This window comes from Paraglaciecola aquimarina, assembly GCF_032464635.1.
In the GTDB taxonomy this organism is placed as follows: Bacteria; Pseudomonadota; Gammaproteobacteria; order Enterobacterales; family Alteromonadaceae; genus Paraglaciecola; species Paraglaciecola aquimarina.
Map to the genome: position 1 here is coordinate 1,460,763 of NZ_JAWDIO010000002.1, position 18,864 is coordinate 1,479,626.

An 18,864-nucleotide genomic window follows, 5' to 3' on the forward strand; every position below is an offset into this window, starting at 1 on the left:
TTTACCTGCTGTTATCGTCAGTTAGGTAGCGGGTGTGCCGTTATTTTCTAGTAAGTCAGTACTTTCAGCCAGACCGCCGCCTAATACTCGATATAACGTAATACGGTTATTTAGGTCAGCTTGTTTGGTTAAGATCAGTGACTGCTTAGCTTGGTACATAGTGCGCTGGGCTTCTAGTGCACGTTGAAAACTGTCGACTCCACCTTTGTAGCGAGCTAGAGACAAGTCGTAACTTCGGCTAGCGGCTGCCACTAAGGCTTGTTCTGCATTCACTTGATCTTGGATCGTGGCCCTTCTTGCTAAGGCATCGGCCACCTCAGAAAATGCACTCTGAATGGCATACTCGTAAGCGGCTAGATATTTAGTTTGCTGCGCTTCGCTGTAGGCTAAATTGGCATCGTTTGCGCCACCATCAAAAATAGGTAAAGTTAAACTTGGAGCTAAAGTCCAAATTGAACTCGCGCCGCCACTGAATATATCGGCTAACACATTACTGGCTAAGCCGCCTGTTGCGGTGAGAGATACACTTGGAAAGTACGCAGCCCTCGCTACGCCTATATTCGCGTTTGCTGATTTTAGCGTATGTTCTGCGGCCAGCACGTCAGGACGTTGCAATAAGACCGACGAAGACAAACCAACTGGTACGTCACTAAGTAAGTCTTCACTATTAGGTAAATATTGTGGCAGAAAACCTTCAGGGATGGGCTCGCCCACTAGTAGACGTAAGGCATTCAAGTCTTGTGCTACTTGGGTACTAAAGTTAGCAATATCAGAGCGGGCGCTATGGTAAATGGTTTCTGCACTGGCAACGTCAATGCGTGAATCTACCCCTAGCTGTAAACGCTTATTGGTGATCTCCATGGTTTGTTGAGCGTTGACAGCTGTTTCTCTCGCCAAGCTTAATTGATTCTCATCGGCTGCTAAGGTTAACCAAGCATTAGCAATTTCACTGATCAGCGAAATTTTTGCCGCCTTAGCGGTTTCCTCGCTAGCTAAATAGGCCTCCAACTGTGCGCTCGTCAAGCTGCGGGTTTTACCAAACAAATCAATTTCATAATTGCTTAAGCCAGCTTGTGCTTGATAAGTCGTGCTGATCTCTGCAGAAGATACTTTGGAACGGTTTCCACTTAGGCCCAGATCAAGCTGCGGAAACAAATCGGCTTTTTGGATGCGATAAGTGGCGCGGGCAGCTTCTACATCGGCTAGGGTTTGACGCAAACCGCGGTTACTGTTCAGTGCTAATTCTATCACTTGGGTCAAGCGAGAGTCTTGAATAAAGCTCTTCCAAGGCACCTGATTAGCATATTGCTCTGATAACCCTGGGCTGTGTATTTTGGGGTGTTGGTCTAGGCTATTGCTTACCTCTAGTTCAGACCGACTATATTCTGGGGCTAGGGTGCTGCAACCTGCTAACGCCAGCGCTCCAATGATAGGTAACAGTCTAAAGGTGGCGCCTGTTTGGCTGATGAGTTTAGTCATTTTTATGCTCCAAAGTGGTTGCTGCATCTAGATGAGCCTGTTTTCTGTTGGGGAATATGCTGCGAATAACTACAAAGAACATGGGGACGAAAAATATACCCAGCACAGTCGCGGTTAATGTGCCGCCAACAATACCGGTACCAATGGATATACGGCTATTGGCGCCTGCGCCTGAAGACAAAGCCAAAGGCAATATACCAAACATAAAGGCTAACGAGGTCATGAGAATTGGGCGTAAACGTAACTTGGCGGCGTTGATCGCTGAATCGACGAGCGACATGCCTTTTTGATAAGACGCTTCAGCGAATTCGACTATCAAAATGGCATTTTTGGAAGCTAACCCTATAGTGGTTAACAAGGCTACTTGGAAATAAATGTCATTTTCTAACCCCCTTAATGTGGTGGCTAAAGCGGCTCCCACTACGCCCAATGGAATCACTGTAATTACTGATAGAGGCACCGACCAGCTTTCGTATAAAGCGGCTAATGCTAAGAACACGACCAAAATGGAGATGGCATATAGAGCCGTTGATTGACCACTAGAGATTTTCTCTTGGTATGATAAGCCACTCCATGAGTAAGATAATTTTCCTTGCCCTACTTCTGCCACTAAACGTTCCATTTCGGCCATGGCTTGTCCAGAACTGACACCACTGACTCCAGATCCTTGAATTTGATAAGAGGCGATACCGTTAAACCGAGACAAACTTTGCGGTGCACTTGACCATGCGGTGCTACTAAAAGCCGAGAATGGGGTCATGGTGGTTTCGCCCTGAGCATTTTGCCCGCGAATATGCCAGTCATCTAAGTTTTCAGGTTTCGAGCGATATTCGGCATCCCCCGAGATATACACTTTTTTCACTAAGCCATCGTCAAGAAAGTCATTGATATATGAGCCAGCCCAAGCAAAGGTCAAAGTATTAGCCACATCTTGCAGGGATAGGCCAAGTGATGTGGCTTTGCCATTATCAATATCAATTTTTAACTGTGGAGTTTCACTTAACGCGCCTTCGCGAATGCCTACTAGCAGTTCACTTTGACGGGCTCTGTTAACCAATTCATTCTTAAGTGAGGTGAGTTCTTCGCGACTGGTTCCAGACGCAGCTTGCAGCTCAAAGGTAAATCCATTGCTTTGCCCTAACCCGCGAATAACCGGTTGTGACAATGCAAATATACTAGCGTCGCGAATGCTCGATAAGTTTTTGTTCATGCGAGCAATTAAGGCGTCTGCACTTTGATCTTCTCGTAGCCGTTGATCCCATGGTTTTAACGCTACAAAACCCAAACCTGCGTTTTGGCCACTACCAGAGAAGTTAAAACCAGAGATTGAAAAATGTCGCACCACTATGTCCGATTCTTCTTCTGCTAAGTAGGTTTCAACCTGTTTCGCCACTGCTCGTGTGCGTTTTATCGAGGCCCCTTCAGGTAGGCTTATTTGGTACATAGTGCTGCCTTGGTCTTCTTGGGGTAAGAAACCACTGGGCATACGTACTATGAGTAAGCCTAATGCAACGATGATCAGTCCATAGCACAACACCCAGCGTATTTTTCGGTTGATCACGCCTTGTACTTTACCTGTATAAGAGTGGGTCATTTTGTCGAAACCACGATTGAAACGGGCAAAAAAGCCTTTGCCTTCTGCGTCATGTTCGCTCTTGGTTAATATACTGGCGCAAAGAGTAGGGCTAAGGGTTAAGGCTACAATTACCGACAAGATCATCGAAGACACAATGGCAATTGAGAATTGCTGATAAATGACCCCAGTTGACCCACCAAAGAAGGCCATAGGCAAGAATACTGCCGACAGGACCACTGCAATGCCGACTAAAGCGGTACTGATTTCTTGCATGGACTCTATCGTGGCATCTCGCGGGGATAGGTTTTTCTCGCGCATTAAGCGCTCTACGTTTTCTACTACTACTATGGCATCGTCGACTAGCAAGCCAATGGACAGCACTATGCCGAACATAGTTAATGTATTAATTGAAAAGCCAAAAAATGCCAACACGCCAAAGGTTCCCAACAATACTATAGGAACGGCAATAGCCGGGATCAGAGTTGCTCGCCAGTTTTGCAAGAATAGCCACATCACTAGTACCACCAAGATCACGGCTTCAACTAGGGTTTTTACTACTTCGCTAATTGAAATTTTTATGAAGTCTGTGCTATCACGGGGGAAAGTGACTTCGTAACCGTCTGGTAAATTTTGGGCCAATTCAGCCACTCGTTGTTTGACTCGAGTGGCGGTATCTAAAGCGTTGGCACCAGGGGATAACATCACAGCAATACCTGATGCGGGATGACCATTTAAACGGGCAATCGTATTGTAACTCTCACTGCCAATTTCTACTCTAGCTACATCTTGCAACAGCACGTTAGCGCCATTCGCAGCATATTTTACGATGATATTACGAAATTCTTCTGGTGTAGACATCATCGACTGGGCGGTGACGGTCGCATTCAATTCTTGGGTTTCCAAGGTGGGAGTAGCCCCTATTTTACCCGCTGGCACTTGAATGTTTTGTGCCTGCAATGCGCTACTGATATCAGAGGGCATGAGTTCATAGGCCGCAAGTTTAGTCGGGTCTAACCAAATGCGCATAGCATATTGTGAACCAAATACACGTACATCACCAATACCTTCAATACGGGCTAAGGCATCTTCCATGTTAGACGCAATGTAGTCTGAAATATCAAAAGCAGTGGCTTGGTTTGTTGTATCATAAACCGCGGTTACCAATAAAAAGTCCGAATTCGATTTTTTTACTGTGACGCCCTGATTTTGTACCGATTCTGGAAAACGGGAGTTAACTTGTTGTACTTTATTTTGTACTTGGACTTGTGCGTAATCTGGGTCGGTGCCTTCTTCAAAGGTCACACTCACCGATGCTCCGCCGTCAGCAGTACTAGAAGACGAGAAGTATAACAGCCCATCCAGTCCGGTTAATTGTTGTTCCAGAATTTGTGTAACACTATTTTCGACGGTTTGCGCATCGGCACCCGTGTAAGTGGTGCTAATGCTAATCACTGGAGGAGCAATACTGGGGTATTGGGCTACAGGCAGCGATAAAATAGATGCCAGCCCGGTGAGCATAATAATAATTGATATCACCCAGGCAAAAACGGGGCGGTCAATAAAGAAGCGAGCGAACATAATTTACACGCCCCCTTGCAGAGAAGTTGAGCTAGTGTCTTGGCTTGTTTTCGTCACCATTTCCCCTTGCTTATTCATTTCAACAAGGATTGGTTTGACTTCGCTACCGGGACGCACTTTACCTGAGCCTTCTACCAGCAATTTGTCATTCACTGACAATCCACTGGCGATAACCCATTTGTTTTCGACCGACTCAACGGTTTTAACTGGGCGTCGCTCTACTAAATTTTGCTCATTGATCACATAGGCGTAAGCTTCGCCTGTGGCCGAGTGATATATCCCTTGTTGCGGCACTAAAATAGCGTTTTTGTTGACCGCTTCGTTGACTTCGGTACGTACAAACATGCCGGGTAGTAATATGCCATCTGGATTAGGGAACTCTGCACGTAAGGTAACTGAGCCTGTTGCTGCATCTACCGAGACTTCTTGCATTTTCAACTGACCTTTATGGCTGTATTGACTCCCATCTTCTAGGGTCAAGATCACTTGAGTGTTACCCTCAGAGATACCACTTTCGTTCATTAAGTTGCGTAGCTTCAACAACTCTTTGCTGCTTTTTTCATATCCACGTATATAGGATCTAAGGTGCGAATAGTGGCTAATGAGCTGGCTTGCTGCGCTGTGACTAATGCACCTTGGTGTGATGCTAGAAATACCAATATGCCCAGAAATAGGCGCGGTGATTTTGGTGAATTCTAGATTGATTGCCGCGGTCGCTAATGCAGCTTGATACTTTTCAATACTGGCTTCGGCTTCAAGATAAGTAGCATGTGCATCGTCTGCATCTTGTTGCGAAACCCCTTCAAACTTAAGCAAGTTAGCATACCGCTGATCTTTTAATTTGGCGGTAGCAAGGGATGCTTTTGCACTGTTAAGATTGGCTTTTGCTTCATTGTAAGCTGCTTGATAAGTGGCAGGATCAATTTGATAGAGTAAACTGCCTTGCTCAACAGCACTGCCTTCGGTAAACAAACGCTGTTGCACTATGCCACCTACTTGTGGGCGTACTTCTGCACTTAGCGAAGCCACTACTCGGCCTTGCATTTTTGTGTCTATTTTGTGCTCGGAAGTGGTTACCTCAATGTATGAAACAGCAGTAGTGCGTTTAGTTGGCGCTTGCGAGTTAACGGTGTCTGGCTGGCAACTACTTATTACTGTGGCTAGCACTAGTAATCCTGCGATGTAAATTGAAGGTCTCATGTTAAAACTTTCCTCGTTAAAAACGCTGATAAAAAGATACAACTCAAGTCACTTTTTCGTGGTGCTTTTCGCTAGATAAAAAAGTGCAAGAGCCTGATAGTGAACAAAGGCTAACAGGGGGATGGTTAAGACATGGTTAAGGTAATGAGTAACAAATTAGCAAGTCTTGGCATATAAGATTGTTTAGCGAACTATTATTTGTTAATTTCGCTGCATCGAACCTAGCGCGCATTCCAGATCACTTTCAATGAAACTAACCCCGTTAATTCAAGAAGATACCGAACAACAAATCGCCACTCTATATCAAACGTTTCTCAACCTAGAGCAAAACCAACAAAGTACTTTGATGGTGTTAGCCGTGATCTACAAAGTTATTGGTGTCGCTAAATTAGGATTATTGTTGAATATACTAGTGGAAAGAGGTTTTTGCCCCTTAATAAAAAAGCCTATCGTGCAGTGCTGCAAGATAAAGATTCTCTGGTTAAACAGTCACTACTGATATCGAGTAAGGATGGCTTACAAATTAATCCATTGTTAGCGAATAAGTTGCTGTTAGAAATAGGTCAATTACCGACAATTGGTAGCTTGTCTGCTCAGCAGAAGTTGTTAGAAATCATTATGGCAGGCGAAGAAGTGGTGCCTGTGGTGAACGGTTATAGTTGGCAAAATAAACGTGCTGATGAACAAAGAGTGATCCGTGATCTCTATTTTTTGTATTCAGCCGAGAAAATAAATGAAGAATTAACCTTTAATAAAAACCCTCAAATTATCGCTCATGATAAAAACGCCGTTTTAGTTGGGTTGTTTTTTACTCCTTTTGAACTAGCGTCGTTCTTAACCCTATCTAATGCCTTGCAGTACCAAGCATTTGCGACTTTATTTAGGCAGTGTCAAATAGAGGGGAAAAGCTGCGAATATCCTATCCAGTTATTAGCGCAAGTTTGTCAGGCTCACGCAGATCCAGAAGACGCGCTGTATAACCTCGACTGCCAACATTTATTAGCCGAGCAATACCTTTATCAAATGCGTTTTGATGATTTTTTAGGTATCCAAAAGTCAGAAGATGACAGCAGTTATGGTTTGCAGTTATGGGGGCGTACCATTTTTTAACCGGTGACAACCAACAAGCTATCAGCTGTTACGAACAGGCTATTAAAGCTAAAAACAAATTAACCAAGCGCAAAAAGCAATATTTAAATGAGGTGTTGGGTTATTTTTACAAACTGCTATTAATGGTTGAGGGTAATAAAACGGCGGCAAGTTATTACATAAGTGCCAAACAACAAATCGAATTTGAAGATAGTGATCGTAAAGTAAATAGTGATTTTTATGTGATTGGTCGTACGTTATTAAGACCAATTAATAGCTTGTCTAGTGCCGAAAAATACGTCGTGCAAATGGACTACAGCTCGATTGATGAAGCTGCTGATTTCTTTTGCCACCAACTCTGTTATCTCACATTTTTAATTGGTCAAGTTTGGTGTAATAAAGCAAGTGAACAGAAGTTTGTAGACCTAGCGACTAAATATCAGGCTAACTTCAATAAACTAGGTTATTCATTATTTGCTGAATTATGTGGGCAGATAGCCTCCAATATTGGCAAGGACGTTTTCACTCCAAGCCAAAAGGCTGGCGCCTCAAAACTAGTAGATGTTTGCTCTTTGGTGACCAGCAAAGAACAGTGGGATGTAGCTCTAGATAAACTCATTGCCCTTAATCCTAGAACGCCAAACAAGATCGCGCCCGACAAACCTAAACTAGAGAAGCCAGTACGTTTAATCTGGGAGTTAGAGCACGACTACCACGACTCAATTAAAGCGCGAGAACAGAGGCTCAGTAAATCTGGTTGGAGCAAAGGGCGAACGGTTTCGTTAAAACGCCTCAAGGAAGAAACTGATAGTTTCGAGTACTTGACAGACAGCGACAAATTACTCTGCGGTACGATTAAAGTGTATCGCTCTTGGGGCTATTACGGAAAAACCGAATATGTGCTGCAAGGTTTACCCGCATTAAACGCGGCAGTTGGGATCGACAATTTGTATTACGCAGATAATCCAACCCAACCTATTGAGTTGATTAAGTGTGAACCCGAATTGTTAGTGAGTGAACAAGGCGACCAACTTTGCCTGAGTATTGCTAACTTATCTGGTCAGATTGATGAGGAAGATGAAGGGCAAAGTGTTTACGACCTCAGGCCTATTTCTGACACTAAGTTGCAACTCACTGAGTTTTCACCTGAACACGTTAAAGTGGCACAAATTATTGGTGAAAGTGGTTTGTTAATTCCATTGAGTGCTAAACAAAAGGCGCTAGATGGTATCGCAGCGATCGCCCCGTTGTTAAATATTCAATCGGATATGTCGGAGCTTGATACTGGCCTAGATACGTTAGAGTGCGAGCATAATTTAGTGATAAATATTGAACCAGTGCAAGCTGGACTGGCATTTACTTGTGTGGTGATGCCTTTTGGTGAACAAGGTCCAGCATTTAAACCGGGTATTGGCAACGCTAGCTTAACCACCGATATAGACGGAAAGCGAGTCGCGACACAACGAGACTTAGTGCGAGAAGAGAGCTTGTTAGACGAGCTTGACAAGGCTTGCCCTGCTTTCTTAAATATGGCAGATAACAGCTTAGTACTTGATGAGCTACAAACTGCATTGGAGGCCTTAGAACAATTAGAGGCGGCTGTTGTAGCGGCAAAGTTTGAACTAGTATTGCGCTGGCCAAAAGGGAAAAAAATCACCTTAAGTAAAAAACTAGAAAGCCAACACTTACAGTTAAAAATGGGTAAAAAGAGCGAATGGTTTGATATTAGCGGCGACTTGCAAGTAAACAACGAACAAGTCATTGAGTTACGTAAATTACTGGAATTGGTCAAAACCAGCAATGGTCGATTCATCGAGTTAGATAGCGAACAAATACTCGCCCTATCCGCAGATCTGCGCCACAAGCTCGAACAAATTAACCAAGTCACAGACGATGGTAAGTTTCATCCCTTAGCCAGTTTACAGCTAGAAGAAGCTACCACAGGCATGCGTATGAAAACCATCTATGCCTGGGACGAACAAACCCAAAGAATGCACCAAGCCAATGCCATAGAACCAATCATTCCTTCGACCTTTCAGGCTCAATTACGTGACTACCAACTGGTGGGCTTTGACTGGGCTTCTCGTTTGGCTCATTGGGGAGCCGGTGCATGCTTGGCTGATGACATGGGCTTAGGTAAAACCTTACAAGCCTTGGCTGTGTTATTGGCCAGAGCCAATGATGGCCCGAGTTTGGTCATAGCTCCCACGTCAGTGTGCTTTAACTGGCAACAAGAAGCGTTAAAGTTTACCCCCACACTGAATATCAAATTATTTTCCGACTCTACCGGCACTATGCAGCGTCAAGACTTATTAGCCGACTTAGGTTCTTTGGATTGTGTCATTATTAGTTATGGTTTATTGCAACGTGAAAGCGAGTTATTGAAAAGTGTGCGTTGGCGCACAATAGTCGCCGACGAAGCCCAAGCCTTAAAAAATCCCTTAGCTAAACGCACCAAAGCAGCTTTTGCTTTAAATGGTGAATTTAAAATGATCACCACAGGTACGCCCATAGAAAACGACTTAACAGAACTTTGGAGTTTATTCCGTTTTATTAACCCGGGGTTGTTGGGCAACATTAAACGTTTTAATGAACGCTATTCACTGCCCATTGAAAATGCCAAAGAAGACCAACTCGCCGCCCACAAAGCCAGACAAGGCTTAAAAACCTTGATCCAACCGTTTATTCTGCGTCGTATGAAAAATCAAGTGTTAACCGAGTTACCGCCCCGTACCGAGATTAATATTCAAGTAGAGATGTCTGCTAAAGAGCGAGATTTTTACGAAGCGTTACGATTGAACGCGATAGACAATATCAGTCAAAGCGGTGAACAAGGTCATGCAGGTGAACAACGTATTAGAATGCTCGCCGAGCTAGTGAAATTGCGACAAGCCTGTTGCCACCCTAGATTGGTAATGGCAGAAAGTGAACTCCCCAGCGCCAAACTAACAGCGCTTGATGAGCTATTAGACGAACTGAAATTGAATAATCACAAAGCGTTGATTTTCAGTCAGTTCGTTGGCCATTTACACATCATTAAACAGCATCTAGAAAATAAAGGCTTTAGCTATCAATACTTAGATGGTTCCACCCCACAAAAAGAGCGACAAAAACGAGTCAACGCCTTTCAAAGTGGCGAAGGGGATGTTTTTTTAATTAGCTTAAAAGCAGGGGGCTCTGGGTTGAATTTAACGGCAGCTGATTATGTTATTCATATGGATCCATGGTGGAACCCTGCGGTAGAAGAGCAAGCGTCAGATCGCGCACACCGTATGGGACAAAAACGTCCAGTGACCATTTATCGATTAATTACTCAGAATACCATTGAAGAAAAAATTGTGGCATTACACCAACAAAAACGAGACTTAGCAGATAAATTGTTATCAGGAAACGAAGCTGCCACTAAGCTTTCAGTTGATGATATGTTGAGTCTACTGAAAGAGACGTTTTAATTTCGTGTTATTAACTAGGCTTTTTAATTAAAACAATCCATCACTTATGCTAAATAAAAATACATTGTTGATCATATTGCTGTTGATAACCCTTAGTCTTGCAATTAATCGTCATTTTGCTGGATATCTCGAGAATCTATTTTTCAATATGTCTAGTTTTACCGACAGCCAGCAAACTAAGCGTCAAGGCAGCGTGGCTACACCTGCAGATTCTCGTTTAAATACCGGCGGTGACAAAGTTAGTGTGAACACGCCACCAACAGAGCTCTTTAAGAAAACTAAAGTCATAGTGGATCCTTGTCGCAGTACTGAGTTTGTCGAAAGAACAAGCAACAAGCAAAAATATTATGAACTAAACACCAATCTTGGCGAAGGTTATGAAGGGTTTTTAGCAGAACTTGAACTCAGGCTAAACTCTGTTTTTTTACATTTTGAGCAGCGGCTAGGAATTACCTTAGATAAATCAATGAAGTTGAACTTTGTATTTCAAACCACCAGGCAAGACTACGAAAATTACAGTTGGAGTTTAGGAAAGTCGCCCATAGGAAATCAGGGGAGATATATAAGTGAAATTAATCTATCAATTGTCGAAATGAAAAGTAAAGAACAGGCTATGACGGTTGCGGTACATGAGGCGATTCATGCTTTTAACTTTATTTATTGGGGACGAACCTAGCGTTTTTTTAACGAAGGTATGGCTGAATATTCTGAATTTGTTGCTGCAGATGGCACATTGTCTACATTTAATTTTTCCCATCTAAAACATCAATCCCATCCTATGGAAATACCCATTATACTGGCATATGAAGGTGATTGGCATATTGGTAATCATTATGAGCTATATGAAAATAGCAAGGCGCTATTTTACTTCTTAATGAGCCATGAAGTTGGTAGGCAAGTTATCTCAAAAATCATGACACTGGAAACGGAAAATTACTGTTCAGGATTATCTAAAGACAGGATTGAAGACATTCTTGAGGGCTATTTGCCTAACTTTGAGCAAGAGTTTGACTATTGGTTTTCAGACAATCTGTATATCTTTTTAAATTAAGCTAACTAAACCTAAGACATATAAATCTAAATGGGTGCCCAAATTAGGCTTGATATCTAGTTAATTAAGCGCCATTGTAACTAGTTGGTTTAACGCTATTACAATTCATCATAAAGAATGGCAAAATCCACACCCGCAAACAAAGGCTTGTTTTGACTTAAGTTCTTCGCCGTGACCTTTGGAATGAACCAAAACTAAATAACCTTCGTAGGAAATGATTAATACTAAAAATATAGTGTAGAGATATGTAATGAATGCGCCTGCTTTAGCCTCAACAGATAATGCTATCCATCAGTTATCAGAAAATCCATCTGTGATGAACGCGATAATCGAAATAACCAATTTAAGACTCAGAACCTTTATTGGCTTTAACGACGAAGAAAAAACGAAGCAGCAAGACATAGTAATCAATGCCGAAATTCACTACCCCCTGCGCAGCGGCTGTTTGGAGGATCAGGTCTCTGATGCACTTAATTATAAAACTATTACCAAAGCGATAATCAAACATGTTGAATCGGGGCGCTTTCTACTGTTAGAAAAATTGGTAGCTGATGTGCTTGGCATTTGTAGCGAACATAAAGACGTGACTTATGCCAAAGTAAAAATAGATAAACCTCATGCGCTACGCTTTGCTGATTCGGTATCTTTGTCTCTCGACATCCACTGCAACCACACTAAGGAAAAATAACTATGACACCACAAACTGCTACCTTAAGTGTTGCAAGTGAGACCCAGTCATCTGGCGCGATCAGCCAAGAAGCGTTACAGGTTCGCAACGCTCTAATCAAGCGTGGCTTAGAAAACCCCTATGGTCAACAATCACCTAACCGACAAACAAAAGTACGCCAAAATTAAAGACAGTTTTACTGATATTGCCACCACTCTGGGCTTAGATTTGTCTGATGATAGCTTGTCTGAGACTCCCCATCGTCTAGCTAAAATGTATGTCAGTGAAATATTTTCTGGCTTAGATTACAAGTCTTTCCCTAAAGTCACAGCCATTGAAAACAAGATGAATGTGGATGAAATGGTTAAGATCGATAAAATTAGTATGATCAGTACCTGTGAACATCATTTCGTCACTATCGATGGCACAGCCCGCGTTGCCTATATACCTAATGATTGTATTATTGGTTTGTCAAAAATAAACCGTATAGTGCGGTTTTTCGCACAGCGTCCGCAAGTACAAGAGCGCTTAACGCAGCAAATTTTAGTGGCGCTACAAACGCTTTTGAATACTGATAATGTTGCGGTTTCAATTGATGCAACACATTACTGTGTTAAATCTCGTGGGGTGATGGATGCCAATTCTCATACTACCACCACTGCCCTAGGCGGGAGTTTTAAAAACAACGCCATTACTCGGCAAGAGTTCTTAAGCTAAATGCCTACAGTTGTTATTACTGGTGTGGGTCAGCGCCTGGGTTTATGTTTAGCGGAATACTTTTTAAGCAAAAAATACAAAGTGGTTGGAACTTATCGTACTCCACGAGCTGCAATCGACACCTTAAGATTAAAAGGGGCAGAACTTTACCAAGTGAACTTTTACCGGCAGCAGCAGGTTCAGCAGTTTATAAGTTCAGTCACAAATAATCACAACACAATTGACTGCTTAATTCACAATGCATCTGATTGGCATGATGACAAAGGTGATTTAGATTTCGCTGATTATCATGCTATTTTTTCGAACATGATGACTATTCATGCTGAAGTGCCTTATCAACTTAATTTAGCTTTTAAACAACAACTTAGCGCACACCTCACGGACTCAGTTAATAAGCAGCAACAGCAGTATAGTGACATTATTCATATTAGTGATTATGTTGCGTTTAAAGGCAGTAAAAAGCATATCGCTTATGCCGCTAGTAAAGCTGCACTAGAAAACTTAACTCTGTCTTTTGCCCAGCGCTATAGCCCGAACATCAAAGTTAACTCCATCGCCCCAGCTTTGTTAGCATTTAATAACGATGATGACGACAATTATAAAACAAAGGCGCGAAATAAATCCCTGCTACAAACCGAAGGTTCTTTTCAAGAAGTGCTGAATACTGTTGAATGGTTATTGGCAAGCCATTACATCACCGGCCGCACCATACATCTAGATGGAGGACGACATTTAAAGTAACCACTACTAGTTTAAAAGTACCAACTCGACAATTAATCAATCGTAAACGCAGCATCCCCCCAATCAAGACACCCATGATTAAATTCGACGAATCCGCAATTTGAACTAGACTAATGGTAGTGATTCAACCAAGGATGGCCATGATGCCTCAGTCTCGTAAAAGCCAAATCAGTTTAGTCGACACCCCTTATTATCATTGTGTTTCACGCTGTGTTCGCCGTTCATTTTTGTGTGGTGAAGATACGTTGACAGGCCAGAGCTTTGAACATAGGCGGGCTTGGGTTGAAACACGCTTGCTTCATTTAAGCCGTATCTTTGCTATCGACATTTGCGCCTATGCGGTGATGAGCAATCACACTCATGTGGTGCTGTGCGTGAATAAACCATTGGCTGAGCGCTGGACGGTGAAACAAGTGCTCGTTCGCTGGCATCAACTGCATAAAGGCACCTTGTTGTCGCAGCGGTTTATGCGAGATGACACGTTGAGCAAGAGTGAGCGGCACACCCTTCTAGAAACCGTTGAAATTTACCGGCTGCGTTTGTATGACATCAGTTGGTTGATGCGTAATCTCAATGAGTACATAGCCCGAGAAGCCAACAAAGAAGATGCCTGCACAGGCAGATTCTGGGAAGGACGGTTTAAGTCTCAAGCACTACTCGATAAATCCGCCCTACTGGCCTGCATGGCTTACGTGGACTTAAACCCCATTCGCGCCAATATGGCCAACACACCTGAGGACTCTGACCACACCAGTATTCAAACCCGGATACAAGCTTTGAGACAACACCAGCAACCCAAAGGTTTAATGCCATTTGTTGGCAACCCCAGGCAAAACATGCCGAGAGGCATCGCTTTTTCACTAAAAGATTACTGCGACCTCATCGACACCACAGGTCGTGTTATCAGAGATGATAAGTCAGGATTAATCGATACACAGCAACAGCCCATTCTACAAAGGCTAGGCCTAAACGACGAACAATGGTTGACCTTAACCACAGAATTCGAAAAGCACTTTTGTTACGCTGTAGGCAGTGAACATTTAATGCGAAACTTCAGCCTACACACCCAACATCAAAAAATACGAGGCATAGGTAAAGCCAAAACCCTACTCAAACACGCTTAGCCTTTTTTTCAAAGTAACAAACCTCATCAACATCGCTGTTGAGAATTAGCACGCCTGATATTCACCACACCCCACAAAATCACGTCATCATACCCGCAAACATCGTCAATTTAGTTGTTTTAAGCATAATTTAAACCGAATGGATTAGAAAAGCGGGAGCTGAGATAGTTTAAAGCTCGATTTTGTTAAGGGTGTCTTGATTGAGGGGGCGGAAGAACGGAAACTAAGATAGCTTAAGACCCATTGTAATTATGGGTGTCTTCATTGGGAGGGGAATTGTGGGGAAGCCGAGTCTCTCGCCTGAGATTGATTAATTGCCAAGTAGGGTAAGATTAGTTTGGAGAGATAATAAAACCATCCTGAAAGAACAGCTTTAAAGAGTTTACTTTGCCTTCATATTCATTTTTTACTTGGCAGATTTAGCATCATTCTCAGACGTTAATTCTGCTTTAAATAGGTTACGCATTTCATCATTTAATAGAATTTTAATCTTATTATAAATAGTGGGTAAACAATTGTGCTTGGCTTGCGTAGAGATTAACAAGGTAACAAAAGCGCTGTTGTATAAGAGGCTTTTTAAGTTAAGTCTGTGCTTTAGCATGTCAATTACTGTGGCGGTATTCTTGTCAGTGAAGCTGGTGGAAAGTGCACGCAATATACTTTCATTTTTGTCATCTAGGCATAACCCTTCGATCATACATTCTATGGCTCGTAGTGGTTTATCTTGTGCTTCTAATGCTTGAGCACAAAGTAAGAATAGGCGAGGCCTCTTTTGTAACTCAAGGGCTTTTTGGCAGATGAGTACCACCTGTTGATATTGTTTTTGTTTATATAGTTTATTGGCGAAATATAGGTAATCAGTATCTTTCAGGACGTTGATTTTAGTCGTTAGAATGGTTTGCAAGCACAATGAGTACTGTTGAAGGTCATAGTGCAATAAAAAGCGCTCAGTGATCAGATAGGTATCATTGTGTTTAGTATATTTATTTAATACTTCATGCGCTCGGTCAGTCTTTTGAAGACGTCTCAATACTCTGCAGGTAATGGCAATGTGATGGGCAGTTGGGTTAAATCTTAAACCTTCTTCACACATAGATTCGGCTAACATCAACTTGTTATGCCTAAAATAGTAACTCGCAACTATCGTATAAATGCCGCTTTCGGGCTCAATATTAGCTTTCGCCTCATAAAAAATTTCTAGAGCGAGTTGCTCTTGTTTAGCCTTTAAGAGCGTTTTAATCCAAGCAGTGTAGAGTTGAGTATCGGGTTTACCGAGAGACCCTTGCTGGAAAACTGATAATGCTTCTTCAATTCTATTCTCGCGGGAGAGGAGCATTGCATAAGACGTAAAAATTCCGGGGTCATCTGGGAATTCATTAACTGTCTTTCTGTATATTTTTAGTGCTTTATTGATAGAGCCAACATCAACTAATTGCTTACAATATTCGGTAATTACAATGGCGTTAGTCCCTTTTTTAATGCAGTTTTTTAGATATTTAAGTGCCTTTTCTTCATTATTTTTTTCGTGTAAATAAAAGCGTGCTAGCTGCATATAAAAGTGATCTGATTCTACATTTTTTATGCCTAGGTAGTAGATTTCAATCCCTTGTTTTTCTTTACCGTTGGCAATTAAAAATGTGGCGACCTTATTATAAAGCATGGCCCTAAAGTCAGGTACATTTATGAACCTTTCTATTGAGTGAAAAATATCGCCAATATATTCAACTATAATCTCAGCGTTACGAGTATTCGCCATCAGTCGATAAGCAATCTCTGATAGCTGCCGGCTCATTTGGGTTTTAGTGCGATCGGTTTTAACCAACTCTAGGTTCTGTTTTAAATAATCGCGAATGAAGCGTATTTCTTCTTCAAAACATGAAAATATATGTGATATCAATATTTTAGCAATGGGTTTATCGCGCACATATAGTGCCCCTTTAGCGGGAACCAGCAAGCCTAGTAAGTGTTGGTCTACAATATTTTTATAGTGAATTGTGTCATAAATAGAAGAGTAAAATTCGTCACTGATCCAAATATCTCGTTTATTCAACAGTATAGTAAACAGATAGATTTGTTTTGCGTTGTCTGACCTAATATTACTCGACTCATTCCATAACGTTTGTATTATCGCTTTGCTTTTCGTTAATTCAAAAGCCATGACCACTGGTAGTTTTACTCGCTTGCTTTTTAACCGTTTTTTGTATGCTTCAATTGTTTGTGTTGGCCTTAATATAGGAATATCAAACATTTCCAGCGAACTTATTTTTTCGCAATACAAATCAAGTAAGTTTTCATCGTAAGTTGTCTCATCTATATGAAAAATATACGTATTCATATTGACTTTATGTGAGAAAAAGTTACGCCAATTTTTTCTGAATCAAAGACCACTACTGTTAAGTTGTCAATAGAGGCTTTAATGACCTCAGTGATTAGCATGCCTAATTCTAAGTACTGCTTTTGACTTGGTGAGTCGTAGAACAAAAAAAGTCGCTGTTGAGTGCTTACTAATTCTTCACATAACTTGGCTATGTCATCGAAGTTAATGTTGCCTTGTTCGTTGGTCCTTAAAAGGCAATGCTCGCCTTTTTTACTCAGCTGATGAGATAACTCTAATGCGCTAGTCGTTTTTCCTGACCCTGCAGGACCATGTATTCTAACCAGTGACGGCAGCTTTTCCTGAGTGAACAAATTGAGTTGCATTGCCAAATCAAGTTTTTGCGGATAGTTATGGTAAGTTTCGTCACTCGAAATATAGCTAGGAATAGGGACGTTAGCCTGAATCGGTACCCAATTGCTCACAACGCCTTTGTAATATTGAGTAATGGCGTGCTTATCGCCCAGTGACAACTCGTTTAAATGTAATGAGTCGCTTGGCGCTTTTAGAAAATAATGGTTGATATTCTGTTGTTCTGGAGGATTTTCTTTTTCGGTTATTTGTTGAGGGGTGTTGACGTTAGTCGTGGTTTGATGCATTTCGTTTGCAGCGAACAAATTAACGTAAAATTCGACTTTCTTGCCGTCAAATCTGTTATCTGCCATGTCTTTACTTAAGCCTAAAACTAGCTCTTTGATAGTTTCGGCCTGCAAAATAGTGTTGAGTGATATACCAAAACTATCTTTTAATTTAACTTCGTAATTGTTAAGACGTGGGTTACCTGCAGTTTGCTTTATCCAACGATTAACTGACTTATATGAGGTGCCCAAATCGTTTGCCAATAGTTTATCTGAATAAATCAAATCTCCGTTTTTATTCAGATCTTTTATGATTTTTAAAGTTACAGCCCACTTAAATGCTACATCTATACTCGACATTTAGAACCTTTTTAAAAATTTAAAAGTGTAACGAATTCAACATTTTGTCCTGTTTTTTAGATGTTTGTCCAGTAATTGTCCTTAATTTTCTGAGTGTAATGTCCAATGTGTCCAAATTGTCTCGGTATATTCAAATGGTGATTAAGCAAGTGTCGACAGACATGCTTAACGCATAACTTGATTCTAAAAATACAGGGTAAATACCATGAAAAATATGATAGTAAATGTATTGGCGATTTCTGTTGCGGTAGGTGTAGTAGGGGTTTGCCAAGCGTCCAAGCTTGAGGCTGCAAAAGGAATACTGAAATTCTCCAAAGAATCGCTGAGCGTTGCAGCAGATTTGAAGGAAGTGTTTGGGGGAGATGGCGGTGATGACAACTCAGGTTCAGGTGGAAAAAAGGGTCTAACTCAATCGTATTTTCGGTAGCTCAGGCCGCTGAGTTGAACGGGGTGAGATTCGTTGATTCTCTTGCCGAAATCAATACTGTGGCAGTAAAGGATACGACCGTGTTTGTGATGATAGCTGACCAAGTCGCGGTAATAAACGGTGCAGAAGTTAATGATTCAAACCTGCATGTGAATCAAATTGACCTCAACGACAATTTAATTGGTTTTCTTGGGGTCGATCAAAAATTCACCGCAACGACACTCAATATCTCTGAAGGCTCTACACTGGCCGCAAACCAGGTATTCATTGACGGCAGCAATTTGGGATTTGCTGATATTACGCAAATGGTCAGCGCATACAATTTGACACTTGAGAACAGCCAAATGTGTCTTAATTGTATTTCGGTCCAGTAGTCCAGGCTTGGGCGCGCAAGTGAATATTTTCTTCAAGTTAATGTTGGTTCTGCTCATTTTATTGAGTAGTTCCGACA

At 41.8% G+C, this 18,864-nt stretch carries 12 protein-coding genes and 2 pseudogenes; 9 read left to right on the top strand and 5 right to left on the bottom strand.

The window, feature by feature from the left end; genetic code table 11:
* Positions 1-21: 21 nt before the first annotated feature.
* The 3 genes from RS130_RS07620 to RS130_RS07630 are packed head-to-tail and all read right to left on the bottom strand — an operon-like array spanning position 22 to position 5,833.
* The gene (locus RS130_RS07620; protein WP_316025459.1) at positions 22-1,479 is read right to left on the bottom strand and encodes an efflux transporter outer membrane subunit; all 1,458 of its coding nucleotides are present in this window, start codon (positions 1,477-1,479) and stop codon (positions 22-24) included.
* Positions 1,472-4,633: an efflux RND transporter permease subunit gene (locus RS130_RS07625; RefSeq protein ID WP_316025460.1), complete on the bottom strand. Its 3,162-nt coding sequence runs from the start codon at positions 4,631-4,633 to the stop codon at positions 1,472-1,474. Before RS130_RS07625 ends, RS130_RS07620 begins: the two co-directional genes overlap by 8 nt.
* Before the next feature lie 3 nt (positions 4,634-4,636).
* Positions 4,637-5,833 (bottom strand): efflux RND transporter periplasmic adaptor subunit, encoded by a 1,197-nt coding sequence (locus RS130_RS07630; protein ID WP_316025461.1) that lies wholly within the window; start codon positions 5,831-5,833, stop codon positions 4,637-4,639.
* Positions 5,834-6,080: 247 nt separating this feature from the next.
* Between RS130_RS07630 and RS130_RS07635 the strand changes: the two are divergent.
* The 7 genes and pseudogenes from RS130_RS07635 to RS130_RS07665 all read left to right on the top strand — a co-directional run bounded on the left by RS130_RS07635 (position 6,081) and on the right by RS130_RS07665 (position 14,674).
* A pseudogene (locus RS130_RS07635) lies at positions 6,081-10,374 on the top strand (DEAD/DEAH box helicase).
* Positions 10,375-10,420: 46 nt separating this feature from the next.
* Positions 10,421-11,050 (top strand): hypothetical protein, encoded by a 630-nt coding sequence (locus RS130_RS07640; RefSeq protein ID WP_316025462.1) that lies wholly within the window; start codon positions 10,421-10,423, stop codon positions 11,048-11,050.
* An 18-nt stretch (positions 11,051-11,068) separates the two neighbouring features.
* Positions 11,069-11,425, top strand: a complete 357-nt coding sequence (locus tag RS130_RS07645; RefSeq protein WP_316025463.1) for a hypothetical protein — start codon at positions 11,069-11,071, stop codon at positions 11,423-11,425.
* Between the two features lie 313 nt (positions 11,426-11,738).
* A complete protein-coding gene (gene folX / locus RS130_RS07650) occupies positions 11,739-12,113 on the top strand; it encodes a dihydroneopterin triphosphate 2'-epimerase (RefSeq protein ID WP_316027998.1) in 375 nt (124 codons plus the stop codon).
* Between the two features lie 2 nt (positions 12,114-12,115).
* Positions 12,116-12,809 (top strand): annotated as a pseudogene (gene folE / locus RS130_RS07655) (GTP cyclohydrolase I FolE).
* Positions 12,810-13,550 carry a dihydromonapterin reductase gene (gene folM, locus RS130_RS07660; protein WP_316025464.1) on the top strand — a complete coding sequence of 247 codons (741 nt, stop codon included), beginning with the start codon at positions 12,810-12,812 and terminating at the stop codon, positions 13,548-13,550.
* A gap of 143 nt (positions 13,551-13,693) precedes the next feature.
* A complete protein-coding gene (locus tag RS130_RS07665) occupies positions 13,694-14,674 on the top strand; it encodes a transposase (RefSeq protein WP_316027999.1) in 981 nt (326 codons plus the stop codon).
* Positions 14,675-15,080: 406 nt separating this feature from the next.
* On the opposite strand, the gene RS130_RS07670 is transcribed toward RS130_RS07665, so the two are convergent.
* The gene (locus tag RS130_RS07670; protein ID WP_316025465.1) at positions 15,081-17,009 is read right to left on the bottom strand and encodes a tetratricopeptide repeat protein; all 1,929 of its coding nucleotides are present in this window, start codon (positions 17,007-17,009) and stop codon (positions 15,081-15,083) included.
* Positions 17,006-17,986: a hypothetical protein gene (locus RS130_RS07675; protein WP_316025466.1), complete on the bottom strand. Its 981-nt coding sequence runs from the start codon at positions 17,984-17,986 to the stop codon at positions 17,006-17,008. Before RS130_RS07675 ends, RS130_RS07670 begins: the two co-directional genes overlap by 4 nt.
* Before the next feature lie 205 nt (positions 17,987-18,191).
* On the opposite strand from RS130_RS07675, the gene RS130_RS07680 reads away from it, so the two are divergent.
* Both RS130_RS07680 and RS130_RS07685 read left to right on the top strand, forming a co-directional pair.
* Positions 18,192-18,413, top strand: coding sequence for a hypothetical protein (locus RS130_RS07680; protein WP_316025467.1), 222 nt, complete (start codon positions 18,192-18,194; stop codon positions 18,411-18,413).
* Between the two features lie 14 nt (positions 18,414-18,427).
* Positions 18,428-18,787 (top strand): hypothetical protein, encoded by a 360-nt coding sequence (locus tag RS130_RS07685; RefSeq protein WP_316025468.1) that lies wholly within the window; start codon positions 18,428-18,430, stop codon positions 18,785-18,787.
* The last annotated feature ends 77 nt before the right edge of the window (positions 18,788-18,864 follow it).